The sequence below is a fragment of the Tardiphaga sp. OK245 genome (assembly GCF_900108575.1).
GTDB lineage: Bacteria > Pseudomonadota > Alphaproteobacteria > Rhizobiales > Xanthobacteraceae > Tardiphaga > Tardiphaga robiniae.
This window is the reverse complement of record NZ_FNWZ01000003.1, coordinates 302,930-318,504: the sequence shown is the minus strand read 5'-3', so window position 1 is coordinate 318,504 and position 15,575 is coordinate 302,930. Positions and strand designations below refer to the sequence as shown.

Here is a 15,575-nt window from a genome sequence, read left to right as displayed (position 1 = left end):
TCATCCCTATCGCAGCGCACCATTCAACCAATCTGGTCACAAACGATTAATGCCGGGAGAAGACGCTAAAGGCTTGGATCTTCAATATGACGGAAGCAAGACCCAAAGCCGAATACATGACGCGGTGCAGCACATCGAATCCTGCGGCAATCCGCGAACTGTGCCATCATCGATTTGCGTGGTGACGTACCGTTGCCCGACTGGAATGAAGCTGTTGTTGCGCCATGACCGAAGTTGCCGCCGACGCCAAAGCTGCTAACGACAAAATCTCGGGCGACGCGTCCGCCAAACCGTTCAATCCCGAAGCTTTTGCGCTCAACATGGCCAAGGCGATGGAGAATGGCGGCAAGGCCTTGGCCGCCTATTTGCAACCGCGCCAAAGTGGCGAGACCGTCGACAAGCCGCCGAACGAGCTGACGGAGCTGATCAAGACCTTCAGCATCGTCGCCAATTACTGGCTGTCCGACGACAAGCGCGCCGCCGAACTGCAGATGAAGCTCGGCAAGGCCTATCTCGACCTCTGGGGCTCGGCGATGCGCCGGATGGTCGGCGAAGCCGGCTTGCCCGCTATCGAGGCACCGCCGCGCGACAAGCGCTTCAGCGATCCCGAGTGGAAATCGAACCAGTTCTTCGATTTCGTCATGCAGGCTTATCTGCTGACCACGCAATGGGCGCACGATCTCGTCAAGAATGCCGAAGGTCTGGATGCGCATACCCGCAAGAAGGCGGAATTCTACGTTCAGCAGATCACCAATGCGATGGCGCCATCGAATTTCGTGCTGACCAATCCGGAAGTACTGCGCGAGACCGTGATGTCGAACGGCAGCAACCTGATGCGCGGCATGACCATGCTTGCCGAGGATATCGAGGCCGGCAAAGGCTCGCTGCGCATTCGCCAGTCCGATCCGAAAAACCTCGAAGTCGGCGTCAACATGGCGACGACGCCGGGCAAGGTGATTTTCCAGAACGAGGTGATGCAGCTGATCCAGTATCAGCCGGCAACCGAGAACGTGCTGCGCACGCCGCTCCTGATCGTGCCGCCCTGGATCAACAAGTTCTACATCCTCGATCTCAAGCCCGAGAAATCCTTCATCAAGTGGGCCGTCGATCAGGGCGTCTCGGTGTTCGTGATCTCCTGGGTCAACCCCGACAAGCGCCTCGGCGCCAAGACCTTCGACGACTACATGAAGGAAGGCCCGCTGACCGCGATGGACGTCATTGAGCAGGTCACCGGCGAGATGACCGTCCACACCATCGGCTACTGCGTCGGCGGCACCCTGCTCGCCTCGACTCTGGCTTGGCTCGCCGAGAAGCGCCGCGTCCGCGTGGCATCGGCAACATTCCTGGCCGCGCAAGTCGACTTCACCCATGCCGGCGACCTCATGGTGTTCGTCGACGAGGATCAGATCTCGGCGCTGGAAAAGGACATGCAGGCGGCAGGCGTGCTGGAAGGCAGCAAGATGGCCATGGCCTTCAACATGCTGCGCTCCAACGACCTGATCTGGTCCTACGTGGTCAACAACTACCTCAAGGGCAAGCCGCCTTCGGCCTTCGATCTGCTGCACTGGAATTCAGATGCGACGCGGATGCCGGCGGCAAACCACTCGTTCTATCTGCGCAACTGCTATCTCGAGAACAAGCTCTCGACCGGCAACATGATCCTCGACAACACCCGACTTGATCTCTCCAAGGTCAAGGTGCCTGTCTACAATCTCGCCACCCGCGAGGACCACATCGCGCCGGCGCAATCGGTGCTGTACGGCTCGCAATTCTTCGGCGGCCCGGTGAAATACGTGTTGTCCGGCTCCGGCCATATCGCCGGCGTGGTCAATCCGCCAGCCTCCGGCAAGTACCAGTACTGGACCAACGACAACGCCCACGCCACCGATCTTGTCGACTGGATGAAGACCGCGCAGGAACATGCTGGCTCGTGGTGGCCGAACTGGCGGGAGTGGCTCTCCGGCATCGATGGTGAGGAAGTTCCTGCCCGCCATGTCGGCACCGACGCATTCCCCGCACTGGAAGACGCCCCGGGCAGTTATGTGCGGGTGCGGGCGTAACGGCCCGCCTCCTCCGCGCTTGCTTGGCGTCGTCACAGCAAACGTCTATGATTTCAGCTAGGACGCGTCGCATCCGCTTGCGGCGCGTGTGTTTTGCATGACCATCTCCGCGTTTTCCGCGGGAATTTCGACTGAAAGGATACCCGGATGACGCGCGAATTGTTCTGGCTGACGCTGACCGTGATTCTCACCGGCCTACTCTGGGTGCCTTATATGCTGAACCGCATCATGGTCCGCGGTGTCACCGGCGTCATGGCCAATCCGACGCGAACCGACAGGCCGCAGGCTGAATGGGCTAACCGGATGATGTTCGCCCATGACAACGCCGTCGAGAATCTCATCATCTTCGCGCCGCTGGTGCTGATCCTGAATGCCGCCGATGTCTCGACCCCGACCACCGTTCTGGCCTGCGCGGTCTATTTTTGGTCGCGCGTGGTGCATCTGATCGTCTACACGCTCGGCCTGCCGATTTTCCGCACGTTGGCCTTCGTGGTCGGCTTCATCGCCCAGGCGGTGCTCGCCATCGCGATCCTGCGGATTCCGTACTAACACTTCTTCTCGCCAGATTGATCTGCAATGAACCACGCTGCCCCAAGTCTCCCTCTCGTCGTCAAGGAAATTGCCGACGAGATGGCGCAGCGAACGGATCGCGGGGACGTCGCGAGCTATATTCCGGAACTGGCGGGTGTCGATCCCAACCAGTTCGGCCTTGTGGTTATCGATGCCGATGGCCAGATTGCGGCCGGCGGCGACGCCGATGTGCCGTTCTCGATCCAGAGCATCTCGAAAGTCTTCACGCTGACGCTGGCGCTCGGCATGGTCGGCGACCGGCTCTGGAAACATGTCGGCCGCGAGCCCTCGGGCAATCCGTTCAACTCCATCGTCCAGCTCGAACGCGAGCGCGGCGTGCCGCGCAACCCCTTCATCAATGCCGGCGCCATCGCCGTGACCGATGTCATCCTGTCCGGCCATCAGCCGCGCGAGGCGATCGGCGAAATCCTGCGTTTCATGCAGTTTCTGTCTGGCGACAGCTCCATCGTGATCGATGAAACCGTCGCCGCGTCCGAGAAACGCACCGGCTTTCGCAACACCGCGCTCGCCAATTACATGAAGTCGTTTGGCGTGGTCGAAAACCCCGTCGACTTCACGCTCGGCGTCTATTTTCATCACTGCGCCATCGCGATGTCGTGCCGCCAACTGGCAATGGCCACGCGCTATCTCGCTTACTCCGGCCGCAATCCCTCGACCGGCCTCTCGGTCGTCTCCTCGGAGCGCGCGCGCCGCATCAATGCGCTGATGCTGATGTGCGGTCATTATGACGGCTCGGGTGAATTCGCCTATCGGGTCGGCCTGCCCGGCAAGAGCGGCGTCGGCGGCGGCATCGTCGCGGTGGCGCCCGGCAAGGCGTCGATCGCTGTCTGGGCCCCAGGCCTCGACAAGCACGGCAATTCGCATCTCGGCCGCATTGCGCTCGAAGCGCTCACGAAGCGGCTCGGCTGGTCGATCTTCGGCGTCTGACGCCAACCCGGTTTCCGGTCATGAAAAAGGGCTGAAACATCGCTGTTTCAGCCCTTGATCGTCGTCGATAAACCGCGCCCGGGGCAGTGAACCTTGCGTCCGGCCAAGCACCGTCAATGTTCGTAGGTCCGGTTGGCTTCCTGGATGGCAGCCTCGTGGTACCAGCTGTCATAGTCGGCCACGGTTTTCACGGTCGAGGCACGCAGGTCCAACGGCTTGCTGAGCCGTCCCCGCGGGCCGACCGATCCACGGCCACCAACCGGGAATTGGTAGATTTTAGCGGTATGGGGGTGATGCGTTTGAGACGTCGGCATCGCTTCTCTTCCTTCCTCTGATCTGTTTTTTCCTTTCGGATCATCATTGTAACAGAGGCGCCCTTCTTTTGTGCCGACTGCCTCGTAAGAAGCATCCAAATGGCTACAATATGCGCACTCGATGGACGTGCGCTTTGGGCGCGCAGGTTTTGAAGCCGCCTACGCAGCGCCTGACCTCTCATTTGAGCGTCTGAAAGGCAGAAAAGTTCCGGTCAAAAATAGCCTGCAAGGGAATTGGGCAGCCGGTATTTTCGCGCGCGGCCGAATTCCTCTGAAAAATCCACGAATCCGGACCGATTCCCGGCCTCCGATGCGCTCTCCAGACAGCGAATGACAGCCTCACTGGGGACGCGCCGCACTTTTCGTCACAAAAGCGTTGCACCGCGACAAGTTGGCATACTACGTGCTTTATATGCAGCGCCGCTGGGGGCGGATTTTGCGTCCGCCCGCCGGCAAGCTCAGGGCTCACGCCCTACGCATCGCCAACTCATGAGAGACCCGCATGACAAAGTATAAGCTCGAGTATATTTGGCTCGACGGTTACACGCCGGTTCCGAACCTGCGTGGCAAGACGCAGATCAAGGAATTCGAAGATTTCCCGACCCTCGAACAGCTCCCGCTGTGGGGCTTCGACGGTTCGTCGACCATGCAGGCCGAAGGCCACAGCTCCGATTGCGTGCTGAAGCCGGTTGCGATCTATCCGGATGCGGCCCGTGAGAACGGCGCCCTGGTGATGTGCGAAGTCATGATGCCGGACGGCGTCACCCCGCACTCGACCAACAAGCGCGCCACCATTCTCGACGATGCCGGCGCCTGGTTCGGTTTCGAACAGGAATACTTCTTCTACGAGAATGGCCGTCCGCTCGGTTTCCCCGAGGATGGCTATCCCGCGCCGCAGGGCCCCTACTACACCGGCGTCGGCTTCAAGAACGTCGGCTCAATTGCCCGCGAGATCGTCGAAGAACATCTCGACCTCTGCCTCGAAGCCGGCATCAACCACGAAGGCATCAACGCCGAAGTGGCGAAGGGCCAGTGGGAATTCCAGATCTTCGGCAAGGGCTCCAAGAAGGCCGCTGACGAAATGTGGATCGCGCGCTACCTGCTGCTCCGTCTGACGGAAAAGTATGGCATCGACATTGAATTCCACTGCAAGCCGCTCGGCGATACCGACTGGAACGGCTCGGGCATGCACGCCAACTTCTCGACCGAATACATGCGTACGGTCGGCGGCAAGGCTTACTTCGAAGCTTTGATGGCCCAGTTCGACAAGAACCTGATGGACCACATCAACGTCTACGGCCCGGACAACGACAAGCGTCTGACCGGCAAGCACGAGACCGCTCCGTGGAACAAGTTCAGCTATGGCATCGCGGACCGCGGCGCCTCGATCCGCGTCCCGCACTCCTTCGTCAAGAACGAGTACAAGGGCTATCTGGAAGACCGTCGTCCGAACTCCCAGGGCGACCCCTACCAGATCGCTTCGCAGATCCTGAAGACCATCTCGGAAGTCCCAACCGCCAAGTCGGCTGCCGCGTAAGCGTCTGACTTCAGATCAAATATGAACGGCCCGAACGCAAGTTCGGGCCGTTTTGTTTCGCCCCTGCGTCCTTTCGCCGCCTTAGAGGATTGGACAAGAGATCGGCAGGATCGGTCTAACGCCGAGCGCGCCACATGCCCCAATGCTTGTCCGCTGTCGCAACATTCGCGCGGCGAGGAAAACAGGGAGAAGCGATCATGTCATATCGAACGACCGCTTTCGTTGCGGCATTCTGCATGCTGGCATCTGCAGCAAGTCTTTGCGCGGAGACGACGGAAGAACGCCTGCGACGCGGCGACGAGGTTGTTCGATCGCTCAATGCCGGCAGCAGCCAGCCGACCCTCGAAGGCCTGCGCGCCGAGTTTCCCTTTCTCGCCGATGCTATTACGGGTTACGCACTCGGCGACGTCTGGGCACGGCCGGTTCTCGACGCGCGCACGCGACAGCTGGCAGCCGTCGCCGCTTTCGCGGCGCTGGGACATCGGCCGTTCATGAAGATCCATGCGGGCTACGCGCTCAACGCTGGCGTGAAAGAGGAAGAGCTGAAGGAGATCGTCTATCTGACGACGGTCCATGCCGGTTTCCCGCGCGCCATTGAGGCGGCGCAGACACTGAGTGAGCTGTTCAAGGAGCGCGCACAAAAGCCAGGATCGGCGAAGTGACAAGAGCATAGAAAAAAGGCCCGAACGCAAATTCGGGCCTTTTCTGTTGTCTCTCGCTGTCGTCGCCCGGCCTGTAATGCGGGCCAAGGTGTATGCGCGCGCTCTACGGGAACATCGCCGGCTGATCGATGCCGAGCGTCTCGACGAAACCAAGCACCAGATTCATGTTCTGCACCGCCTGCCCCGATGCGCCTTTAGTGAGGTTGTCGAGCGTCGAGACGATGATGGCGCGGCCCGGGATACGGTCAGCGGCAACGCCGATGAAGGTCATGTTGGAGCCGCGCACATGCCGCGAATGCGGCGTCTTGCCGAATGGCAGGATGTGAACGAACGGCTCCTTCTCATACTGTTTAACCAGCACCTCGTGGAGATCCTGCGCCGTCTTGCCGCGCCGGCCCCGCACATAGATGGTCGAGAGAATGCCGCGGTTCTGCGGCAAGAGATGTGGCGTGAAGCTGACAATAACCTCCTTGCCGGCAGCCTTGGAGAACTCCTGATCGAGCTCCGCCATGTGCCGGTGATGGCCGACGCCATAGGCGTTGAAGCCTTCGGACACTTCGGAGAACAGCATCTCTTCCTTGGCCGAACGCCCTGCACCCGTCATGCCGGACTTGGCATCGATGACGATCTCGTCGGTCTCGATGGCGCGCGCCTTCAAGAGCGGCACCAAAGGCAGGATCGCGCACGAGGTGTAGCAGCCGGGATTGGCAATCAGCCGCGCCTTCTTGATGTCGCGCCGATAGAGCTCGACGAGGCCGTAGACGGCTTCCTTCTGCAGCTCCAGCGCATGATGTTCGTGGCCATACCACTTCGCATAGGCGGCTGCGTCCTCGAGCCGGAAGTCGGCCGACAGATCCACCACCTTCGTCTCCGGCGCCTTTGCCAGCAAATCCTGCAGCACCTTCTGCGTGGTCGCATGCGGCAGCGCGCAGAACACCAGATCGAGGCCAATGGTCGTCCAGTCGACAGAGTCGATGCTTACGAGCGTCGGCAGTTCATAGGGTGCGAATTGCGGGAACACATCGCCCATCGCCTGCCCGGCGCGCCGGTCGGCCGTCAGCAGCACGAGCTCGACCTTGGGATGGCGCAGCAGCAGCCGCACCAGTTCGGCTCCGGTGTAACCGGACGCACCGAGAATGCCGATTTTCTTCTTCGTGCTCATCCCATAAATCCTTCGGCCTCAGCCATAGCAGTCAATTGTGTCGTCTCTTCCGCAAACAAATGCGGCCGCAATTTGCGCATCGCATTTGAAATCTCGAACGCGGCAGGCTCCGGCCGCAGCGCCAGTGCGCTCATGACCGCCAGATGATCGGCATCTGACTTGTGCTGGTTGAGCTTGGAGCTACCCTCCACCTCGTCCACTGTCATCACCACACCGACGATCGCCTTCTTCATCGCCTCAAGCCGCCCCGCCGCCATCTTATCGGAGGTCCAGGGCTTCTTCGGCGCCAGCCGTGTTTCGAACCTTGCGCTCAGCGCGTCAAGATGCGGGCCCAGTTCACCACCCGACAGGATGCGCACCGGTCCGGTGAGATGGACCGCCTGATAGAGCCAGGTCGGCACCTGATCGGGCGATACGTACCAGTCGGCCGACACATAGGCATCAGCGCCCAGGATGGCCATGGCCCATGGCGTCACGCCGTCTGCAAGCTTGAGCAGCGGATTTTGTCGCGCAAGGTGAAAGGCCAGACGCGGCGTGCCGTCATTGCCGTAGTCGAGGCAGAAAGGCACCGCGGAGGCGATCGGCTTCCTGCCATCGAAGGCGCAGACCGTGCCGAAGCCGCGCGCGTCCGCAAACGCAAGTGCGTCGGTCCGGTCGGTCTGAAATTTGGGCGGCGTATACATGACGGGCTCCTTCCTGAGTGAAGGCCGCCGGATGGGTCGCGCTGCTGTTTGGGAGAAAGACTGCCGCGGACCATATCCGGCGGCAGTGAGAGATCGAAACGCTTATGCGCGCATATCTCCACCTGCCGCGAGAATGCGGCGGCGGCGGGCGATGATGCTGGTCGCAAGGTTGATCATGGGCGCGGTCATAGGGCCGCACCCGCGATCCGTCAAGATCACCAGAGCGCAGACCTCAGAGAACTGGGCTCCACGGCGCCGGCACGACGCGGTAGCCGTTGCCATCCTTCTCGACGAAACCGTTGGCCGGGAACGGATAGTGGAAGCCTTGCACCCGCATCCTGTCGGCGACCAGCATGTCATAGACCTTGCGGCGGGTGGCTTCGGCCTGCACCGGATCCTGGTCGAAATTCACGTGCCAGCCGGGATTGGCGGCGAATAGCGCCGGAAGGTTGGTGACGTCCGACTGGATGAAGACCTTGTCCGATCCGGACGACAGCACATAGGACGTGTGGCCCGGCGTGTGCCCGATCGAGGCGACAGCCAGCAGCCCGGGCGCGACGTCCTTGCCCCATTCATAGGGCGTAACCTTCTTCTTCAAGCCGGCCTCGAACACCCGCCGATTGTTCTTGAACAGACCGGTCATGCGATCGCCGGTGGCACGGCTCATCTCGCCGTCGTCCATCCAGAACTTCCACTCTACTGCCGGCACCAGCACTTCGGCATTGGGAAACGCCAGCACGCCGTCCGCCGTCAGCAGGCCGTTCACATGATCGCCATGGAAGTGCGAGATCACGACCATGTCGATCATCTTTGGATCGATCCCTGCCGCCGTCATGTTGGTAATGAACTGACCGACATTGCCCTTGCTACTGGCATAGGCGCCCGGCCCGTTGCCGGTGTCGATCACCACCAGCTTGCCACCGGTGTTGATCACCAGTGGCGCATAGAAGTTGGTGATCTGATCTTTCGGCAGAAATGCCCTGGCGAGCACGGCATTGATATCATCGCGTTTGGCGTTGGAAATATAGGTATCGGCCAGCGGAAACGTCGCCGCACCATCGGAAATGGCGTTCACCTGGATATCGCCGACCTTGTAGCGATAGAAACTCGGCGCCTGCTTATCGGCCGGCGGTGCGGATGCCTTTGCCAGAGCCGATGAAAGCAGTGGCGTCGCTGCGAGCGCGGCGGCACCCGCCAGTGCGTGTCGTCGTGACAGATCCATGAAGTCTTCTCCCCTTGCTCTGCATGGTCGCTGTTGGCGCGACTCCGGCGCAGAGACTGGCACGACGCACCGACGGAGGCGATGGGTGTTTACGAGGCCAGCCGGCCTGCACTGCAGCGCAGGCCGGGAAATTTGCCAGGCTTCGTTTAGATCACCGGGCTCCATGGGGCCGGCACCAGCCGATAACCACTGCCATCCTTCTCGACGAAACCGTTGGCCGGGAATGGATAGTGGAAGCCCTGCACCCGCATCTTCTCGGCCACCAGCATGTCATAGACCTTGCGGCGCGTCGTTTCCGCCTGTGCCGGGTCCTGGTCGAACATCAGGTGCCAGCCGGGATTGGTGACGAACAGCGACGGATGGTTGGTGACGTCGGACTGAATGAACAGCTTGTCGCTGCCGGACGACAGCACGAACGACGTGTGGCCCGGCGTATGGCCGACCGACTCCACGGCGAGCAGGCCTGGCGCGACGTCCTTGCCCCATTCATAGGGCGTGACCTTCTTCTTCAGCCCATCGTTGAAGAGCTTGCGGTTGCTGGCGAACAGACCCTTCATGCGGTCATTGGCGGCCTTGGCCATCTCGCCGTCGTCGTTCCAGTACTTCCACTCGGCGGCCGGGACGAGCACTTCGGCATTCGGAAAAGCCGGCGTGCCGTCGGCGGCAAGAAGCCCGTTCACGTGATCGCCGTGGAAATGCGAGATCACGACCATATCGACGTTCTTGGCGTCGATGCCGGCGGCGGCCATGTTGTTGGCGAACTGGCCGACATTGCCTTTGGTGGCCGCGAGGGCTCCGGGGCCGTTGCCCGTATCGATCACCACCAGCTTGCCGCCAGTGTTGATGACCAGCGGCGCAAAGTGGATGGTCATCTTGTCCTTCGGCAGGAAGGCCTTGTCGAGCGCGGCGTTGACCTCATCCTTCTTGGCGTTGAGCACGAAGGTGTCGGCCAGCGGAAAAGTGCTTGCGCCGTCGGAGATTGCATTCACCTGCGCATCGCCGACCTTGTAGCGATAGAAGCTCGGCGCCTGCTTGTCGGCAGGTGGAGCAGACGCCTTGGCAGAGCCTGCGGTGAGCAATGGAGATGCGGCGAGCGCGGCGGCTCCGGCAAGGGCGTGGCGGCGTGACAAGTCCATGATGTTCTCCGGGGTGAAGCAGTGACAGGCGGGGACTGGCGGAACTATCTACCAGCGTTCGATGACTTCTGCGAGATATCGCGGCATTCAGACACCGCGACATGTCAGCCCGTTGAACACCCGGGCGCAGCGGTTATTCCCCACCGGACTACTTCAGCTTCCAGAGCCATTCGACAGCGACGGACAGGCCGTCGCCGAACAGCAGAAGCACGCCCGCCCAGATAAAGGCCGAGGTGAAGTTGGCGACCTGAAAGCGCCAATAGGGCATTTCGAAAATGCCGGCGGCCAGCGGCACCGAAGCCCGCAATGGGCCGAAGAAGCGGCCGATATAAATGCTGGGCACGCCCCATTTCTTGACGAAGGCTTCACCGCGCGGAAGCAGGTCGGGAAATTTGGACAGCGGCCAGATCTGCGCCACCTGGTCCTTGTATCTGAAGCCGAACCAATAGGAGAGCCAGTCGCCGAGCGCCGCGCCGAGAGCGCCAGCGATCAACACCGGCCAGAAGCTGATCCCGCTCGCGCCGACCAGTGCGCCGATGGCCACCAGCGCGCCCCAGGCCGGCAGCAGCAGGGAGATGAAAGCGAGCGATTCCCCGAAGGCCAGCAGCAGGACGATCGGCGCCGCCCAGACCTGGTTCTGGCGCACGAATTCGATCAGCCCGTGCATCCAGCCTTCCATATGGAGAGTGTCCCTTTACGGCTCTGGCCCGGCCTGATTGGCCGCGAACCGCTTTAACCTTCAAACGCCCGGGACAGGTAATCCGGCGGCACCGATCACATCAAGTCACAACATCTGAGGGCCGATAGCCGCGGTGCGGGTGCCCACCGGTAAATTTGAACCTTTTCCAGGCCTCTGCGTCCAAGGTCAGAGGCCGGCTTACCCAATGGCAACTCAGTACCGCCGTTGGGCTGACTTCCCGCCCGGCTGTCAAAATCAAGAACGCAAAGGACTGAAGATGATCGGATCGCTGATGATGTGCGTGAGTGCGCTGGTATTGCTGATCGGCATGGTCGCCGGCATCGTGATGGGCATACGCCAGGACTTCCTGCTGAGCCCCGCGCATGCGCATCTCAACCTTGTCGGCGGCGTGCTGCTGTTCCTGTTCGGGTTGTATTACCGCCTGATTCCCCTGGCCGGACGCTCGCTACTGGCCAAGGTCCAGGGCACGCTGCACATCGTCGGCGGCATCATGTTCCCTGTCGGCATCGGCATCACCCTGCTCGCCAACCACGCCTATATGGCCATTCCGATCATCGGTTCACTGATCATGCTCGCGGCCATGGCCCTCTTCGTTGTGATTGTGCTACGCACCGAGCGCTCCGGCACGGCCGCATGAGCCCCGAGGTCGCAGCCACATTGCCAACCTGAACGTGGCATAGTCACAGCAACGATTCGCCGCGCCGCCCGCGGCGCCAACCGAGACAAAACTTTAAGACATATGGCCAAGGCACAGAAATCAAACGCGAAAGCTGATCTTTTTGGTGGCGCCAGCGCGCCAAAATCGGCTGCGGCACCGAAGGCGTCTACCCGCTCCGCCAATGCCGAAGACGGCTATACGGCCGCGGACATCGAGGTCCTCGAAGGCCTCGAGCCGGTCCGGCGTCGCCCAGGCATGTATATCGGCGGCACCGATGAAAAGGCGCTGCATCACCTGTTCGCCGAAGTGATCGACAACTCGATGGACGAGGCGCTGGCTGGCCACGCGACCTTCATCGAGGTGGAACTCACCGCCGACGGCTTCCTCTCGGTGTCCGATAACGGCCGGGGCATCCCGGTCGATCCGCATCCGAAACATCCGAAGAAATCCGCCCTCGAAGTCATCATGTGCACGCTGCATGCCGGCGGCAAATTCGATTCCAAGGTCTATGAGACATCAGGCGGTCTGCACGGTGTCGGTGTCTCCGTGGTCAACGCCCTCTCCTCGCTGCTTGAGGTCGAGGTCGCGCGTAATCAGCAGCTCTACAAGATGACGTTTGCCCGCGGCATTCCGCAGGGCAAGCTTGAGGATCTCGGCAAGGTTCATAACCGCCGCGGCACCCGCGTGCGCTTCAAGCCGGATACCGACATCTTCGGCGCCAAGGCAGCCTTCAAGCCGCAGCGCCTGTTCAAGATGGCGCGCTCCAAGGCCTATCTGTTTGGCGGCGTGAAGATCCGCTGGAAGTGCGATCCGGAACTGCTCAAGGGCCTCGAGGACACTCCGGCCGAGGACGAATTCCACTTCCCCGGCGGCCTCAAGGACTATCTCGCCGCGGCGATCCATGCCGATACGCTGGTGCATCCGGAGATCTTCTCCGGCAAATCCGGCCGCAACGGCGCCCATGGCGCCTGCGAATGGGCTGTGGCCTGGACCGCGGATGCCGACGGCTTCATGTCGTCCTATACCAACACCGTGCCGACGCCAGACGGCGGCACCCATGAAGCCGGCATGCGCAGCGCCATGCTGCGCGGGTTGAAGGACCACGCCGAACGCGTCGGCCAGGGCAAGCGCTCCGGCACCATCACTTCGGAAGACGTGATGGTCGGCGCCGCCGTGATGCTCTCGGTATTCGTGCGCGAGCCGGAATTCCAGGGCCAGACCAAGGATCGTCTCGCCACCGCCGAAGCCCAAAAGATCGTCGAACAGGCCATCAAGGATCCGTTCGACCACTGGCTGTCCGGCAATCCCGTCCAGGCCAACAAGCTGCTCGAATTCGTGCTCGAGCGCGCCGACGAGCGTCTGCGCCGCCGCGCCGAAAAGGAGACTTCGCGCAAGACCGCGGTGAAGAAGCTGCGCCTGCCCGGCAAGCTCGCCGACTGCACCAATACCGCGACCGAAGGCTCCGAACTGTTCATCGTCGAGGGCGATTCGGCAGGCGGCAGCGCCAAGCAGGCGCGTGACCGCAAGACCCAGGCCATCCTGCCGCTGCGCGGCAAAATCCTCAACGTCGCCTCGGCGACCAAGGAAAAGCTGACGGCCAACGCGCAGATATCAGACCTCATGCAGGCGATCGGCGCCGGCACCGGCGCGCATTACCGCGAAGAAGACCTGCGCTATTCACGCATCATCATCATGACCGACGCCGATGTCGACGGCGCCCACATCGCGTCATTGCTGATCACCTTCTTCTACCGGCAGATGCCAAAGATGATCGATGAAGGGCATCTCTATCTCGCAGTCCCCCCACTCTACCGCCTGACCCATGGCAGCAAGACGGTCTATGCGCGCGACGATGCGCACAAGGACGCGTTGCTGAAGAGCGAATTCAACGCCAATGCCAAGGTCGATGTCGGTCGCTTCAAAGGCCTCGGCGAAATGATGCCGGCGCAGCTTAAGGAAACCACCATGGACCCGGCGCGCCGCACCTTGCTGCGCGTGCAGCTGCTGCCGGAAGACCGCGACGGCACTGCTGACTCCGTTGAGCGCCTGATGGGCACCAAGGCCGAAGCGCGGTTTGCGTTCATCTCGGACAAGGCGGAATTCGCCAACGAGGAATTGCTAGACGTTTAAAAGCTCGTTTCTCGGACGCGCTCACGCTTCAGAAATCATCGGGCGCGTGCCGGGAGCGATCTTTTATTCCCTACTTAGTCATTGCCCCTCGCCGCCCGGCGTGCGAACGCCGGCGATCAGGATATCGACGAGCCGCTTGGCGCTGGCTTCCCAATTCGGACCTGCGCTGACACTGGCCACGCCGGCCAGTGCGCGCAACATGTCGAGCGGATCGAGATCGAGGCGGATATCGCCATTGGCAACGGCGCGGTCGACCAGCATTGCCATCGCAGTTTTGATCTGCGTGCCAGCATCGGCATAGAGGTCCGAACAGTCGCCAACAATCGAACCCAGCACACCCGCCATCAGTTGCTTCGTCGCAATGTGATCGACGAAGATTCGCATCCAGGCGCGCAAGGCCTCCACCGGGGCATGTGTGGTCGCAAGTTCCGCAGCGGCCTCGGCAAGCTGCTGTGTCTCGTTGCGATAGACCGCATCGACCAATGCGTCGCGGGTGGGGAAGTGGCGATATAGCGTCCCGATTCCGACACCCGCGAGCCGCGCGATCTCCTCGAGACCGGCCGCCTCGCCCTTTTCGGCAAATGTCGCCTTTGCCGTTTCCAACAGCCGCTGACGATTGCGCTGCGCATCGATCCGTGGTCCGCGAACGGCCTTCGGCTTGGCCTCCTGTGCCATTTTACGGGTCACCTCTTGATAAACGGAGGGTGCCTCCGTATTTAAACGGAGACGGCCTCCATTTATACCCTCAAAGCGCCGTTCGACAAAGCTCGATCCGCTCGGAGGCGCGTCGTGCCAAACACAAGGAGCTATCATGGCAGGACCTTTCAGCGCCACTTCCACCACCGACGACGTGCTCGCTGGTGTCGACCTCCGCGGCAAGCGCATTCTGGTCACCGGCGTCTCGGCCGGGCTCGGCGTCGAGACGGCGCGCAGCCTGGCCGCCCGGGGCGCGCAGGTGGTCGGTGCCGCCCGTGACCTCGCCAAGGCGGAAGCGGCGACCGCGCAAGTGCGCGCCGATGCCACTGGCGGCGGTGGCCTCGAACTGATTGCACTCGATCTCGGCTCGCTGGCCAGTGTCCGCGCCTGCGCCGATGCGCTGGTCGCGGCGGGCCGCCCATTCGACCTGGTGATCGCCAATGCCGGTGTGATGGCGCCGCCGTTCGGCCTCACTGTAGACGGCTTCGAGACCCAGTTCGGCACGAACCATCTCGGTCACTTCGTATTGGTCAACCGTATCGCGTCACTGCTGTCGCCTACCGCGCGGCTGGTCAACGTCGCCTCGTCCGGCCATCGCTTCGCCGACGTGGATCTCGAAGATCCCAATTTCACCAAGGGGTCCTATGAGCCGGTCATCGGCTATGGCCGCTCGAAGACCGCCAACATCCTGTTCGCCGTCGAGTTCGACCGGCGGCATCGGGCGCGCGGCGTGCGCGCCACCGCGCTGCATCCCGGCGGCATCAAGACAGAACTCGGCCGCCATATCGGCGAAGCAACGATCGATGCCATGCTCGACGGCATCAATGCCGAGCTCGCTGCCGAGGGTAAACCGCTGTTTCAATGGAAGACCATTCCGCAAGGCGCTGCAACTTCGGTGTGGGCCGGCGTGGTCGCCAGCGCGGACGAGATCGGCGGCCGCTATTGCGAGAACTGTCACGTCTCGGAGATCGTCGACGGGCTGATCAATCCGGCCAGCGAAGGCGTGCGCGCTTACGCGCTCGATGCCGAACGCGCCAAGGCGCTATGGGCCAAGAGTGAGGAAGTGGTTGGCGAGCGCTTCTGATCGCCCTGCCGAA

15 protein-coding genes are annotated in these 15,575 nt (G+C 61.8%); 8 read left to right on the top strand and 7 right to left on the bottom strand.

Annotated elements, in window-relative coordinates:
- Nucleotides 1-320 precede the first annotated feature (320 nt).
- From BLW80_RS14080 to BLW80_RS14070, 3 genes are all read left to right on the top strand, one after another.
- Nucleotides 321-2,060, top strand: a complete 1,740-nt coding sequence (locus tag BLW80_RS14080) for a PHA/PHB synthase family protein (RefSeq protein ID WP_283805452.1) — start codon at nucleotides 321-323, stop codon at nucleotides 2,058-2,060.
- A 147-nt stretch (nucleotides 2,061-2,207) separates the two neighbouring features.
- Complete coding sequence (locus BLW80_RS14075; RefSeq protein ID WP_089264168.1) at nucleotides 2,208-2,609, top strand: MAPEG family protein; 402 nt, start codon at nucleotides 2,208-2,210, stop codon at nucleotides 2,607-2,609.
- Nucleotides 2,610-2,636: 27 nt separating this feature from the next.
- On the top strand, nucleotides 2,637-3,578 hold the full coding sequence (locus tag BLW80_RS14070; protein ID WP_093758442.1) for a glutaminase: 942 nt from the start codon (nucleotides 2,637-2,639) through the stop codon (nucleotides 3,576-3,578).
- Nucleotides 3,579-3,691: 113 nt separating this feature from the next.
- Here the strand turns inward: BLW80_RS14070 and BLW80_RS14065 are convergent, their stop codons facing one another.
- Nucleotides 3,692-3,892, bottom strand: a complete 201-nt coding sequence (locus BLW80_RS14065; protein ID WP_093758441.1) for a DUF2735 domain-containing protein — start codon at nucleotides 3,890-3,892, stop codon at nucleotides 3,692-3,694.
- A gap of 502 nt (nucleotides 3,893-4,394) precedes the next feature.
- On the opposite strand from BLW80_RS14065, the gene BLW80_RS14060 reads away from it, so the two are divergent.
- The gene (locus tag BLW80_RS14060) at nucleotides 4,395-5,429 is read left to right on the top strand and encodes a glutamine synthetase beta-grasp domain-containing protein (RefSeq protein ID WP_089264165.1); all 1,035 of its coding nucleotides are present in this window, start codon (nucleotides 4,395-4,397) and stop codon (nucleotides 5,427-5,429) included.
- Nucleotides 5,430-5,626: 197 nt separating this feature from the next.
- Nucleotides 5,627-6,091, top strand: coding sequence for a carboxymuconolactone decarboxylase family protein (locus BLW80_RS14055; protein ID WP_093758440.1), 465 nt, complete (start codon nucleotides 5,627-5,629; stop codon nucleotides 6,089-6,091).
- 103 nt (nucleotides 6,092-6,194) lie between these two features.
- On the opposite strand, the gene argC is transcribed toward BLW80_RS14055, so the two are convergent.
- The 5 genes from argC to BLW80_RS14030 form a co-directional block, all read right to left on the bottom strand.
- On the bottom strand, nucleotides 6,195-7,253 hold the full coding sequence (argC, locus tag BLW80_RS14050) for an N-acetyl-gamma-glutamyl-phosphate reductase (RefSeq protein WP_093758439.1): 1,059 nt from the start codon (nucleotides 7,251-7,253) through the stop codon (nucleotides 6,195-6,197).
- Nucleotides 7,250-7,936: an FMN-binding negative transcriptional regulator gene (locus BLW80_RS14045; protein WP_089264163.1), complete on the bottom strand. Its 687-nt coding sequence runs from the start codon at nucleotides 7,934-7,936 to the stop codon at nucleotides 7,250-7,252. The genes argC and BLW80_RS14045 overlap by 4 nt, the downstream gene beginning before the upstream one ends.
- Nucleotides 7,937-8,168: 232 nt before the next feature.
- Nucleotides 8,169-9,158 carry an MBL fold metallo-hydrolase gene (locus BLW80_RS14040; protein WP_093758438.1) on the bottom strand — a complete coding sequence of 330 codons (990 nt, stop codon included), beginning with the start codon at nucleotides 9,156-9,158 and terminating at the stop codon, nucleotides 8,169-8,171.
- 146 nt (nucleotides 9,159-9,304) lie between these two features.
- On the bottom strand, nucleotides 9,305-10,294 hold the full coding sequence (locus BLW80_RS14035; RefSeq protein ID WP_093758437.1) for an MBL fold metallo-hydrolase: 990 nt from the start codon (nucleotides 10,292-10,294) through the stop codon (nucleotides 9,305-9,307).
- Between the two features lie 148 nt (nucleotides 10,295-10,442).
- Complete coding sequence (locus BLW80_RS14030) at nucleotides 10,443-10,973, bottom strand: DedA family protein (RefSeq protein WP_093758436.1); 531 nt, start codon at nucleotides 10,971-10,973, stop codon at nucleotides 10,443-10,445.
- 277 nt (nucleotides 10,974-11,250) lie between these two features.
- Between BLW80_RS14030 and BLW80_RS14025 the strand changes: the two genes are divergently transcribed.
- Both BLW80_RS14025 and parE read left to right on the top strand, forming a co-directional pair.
- Entirely contained in the window at nucleotides 11,251-11,631 is a 381-nt protein-coding gene (locus tag BLW80_RS14025) for a hypothetical protein (protein ID WP_093758435.1), read from the top strand.
- Between the two features lie 102 nt (nucleotides 11,632-11,733).
- A complete protein-coding gene (parE, locus tag BLW80_RS14020) occupies nucleotides 11,734-13,782 on the top strand; it encodes a DNA topoisomerase IV subunit B (protein ID WP_089264158.1) in 2,049 nt (682 codons plus the stop codon).
- Nucleotides 13,783-13,860: 78 nt separating this feature from the next.
- Here parE and BLW80_RS14015 read toward each other — a convergent pair whose 3' ends face one another.
- Nucleotides 13,861-14,457, bottom strand: a complete 597-nt coding sequence (locus BLW80_RS14015) for a TetR/AcrR family transcriptional regulator (protein WP_093758434.1) — start codon at nucleotides 14,455-14,457, stop codon at nucleotides 13,861-13,863.
- Nucleotides 14,458-14,593: 136 nt separating this feature from the next.
- Here BLW80_RS14015 and BLW80_RS14010 point away from each other — a divergent pair, with 136 nt between their 5' ends.
- Nucleotides 14,594-15,562: an SDR family NAD(P)-dependent oxidoreductase gene (locus BLW80_RS14010; protein WP_093758433.1), complete on the top strand. Its 969-nt coding sequence runs from the start codon at nucleotides 14,594-14,596 to the stop codon at nucleotides 15,560-15,562.
- Nucleotides 15,563-15,575: the final 13 nt, after the last annotated feature.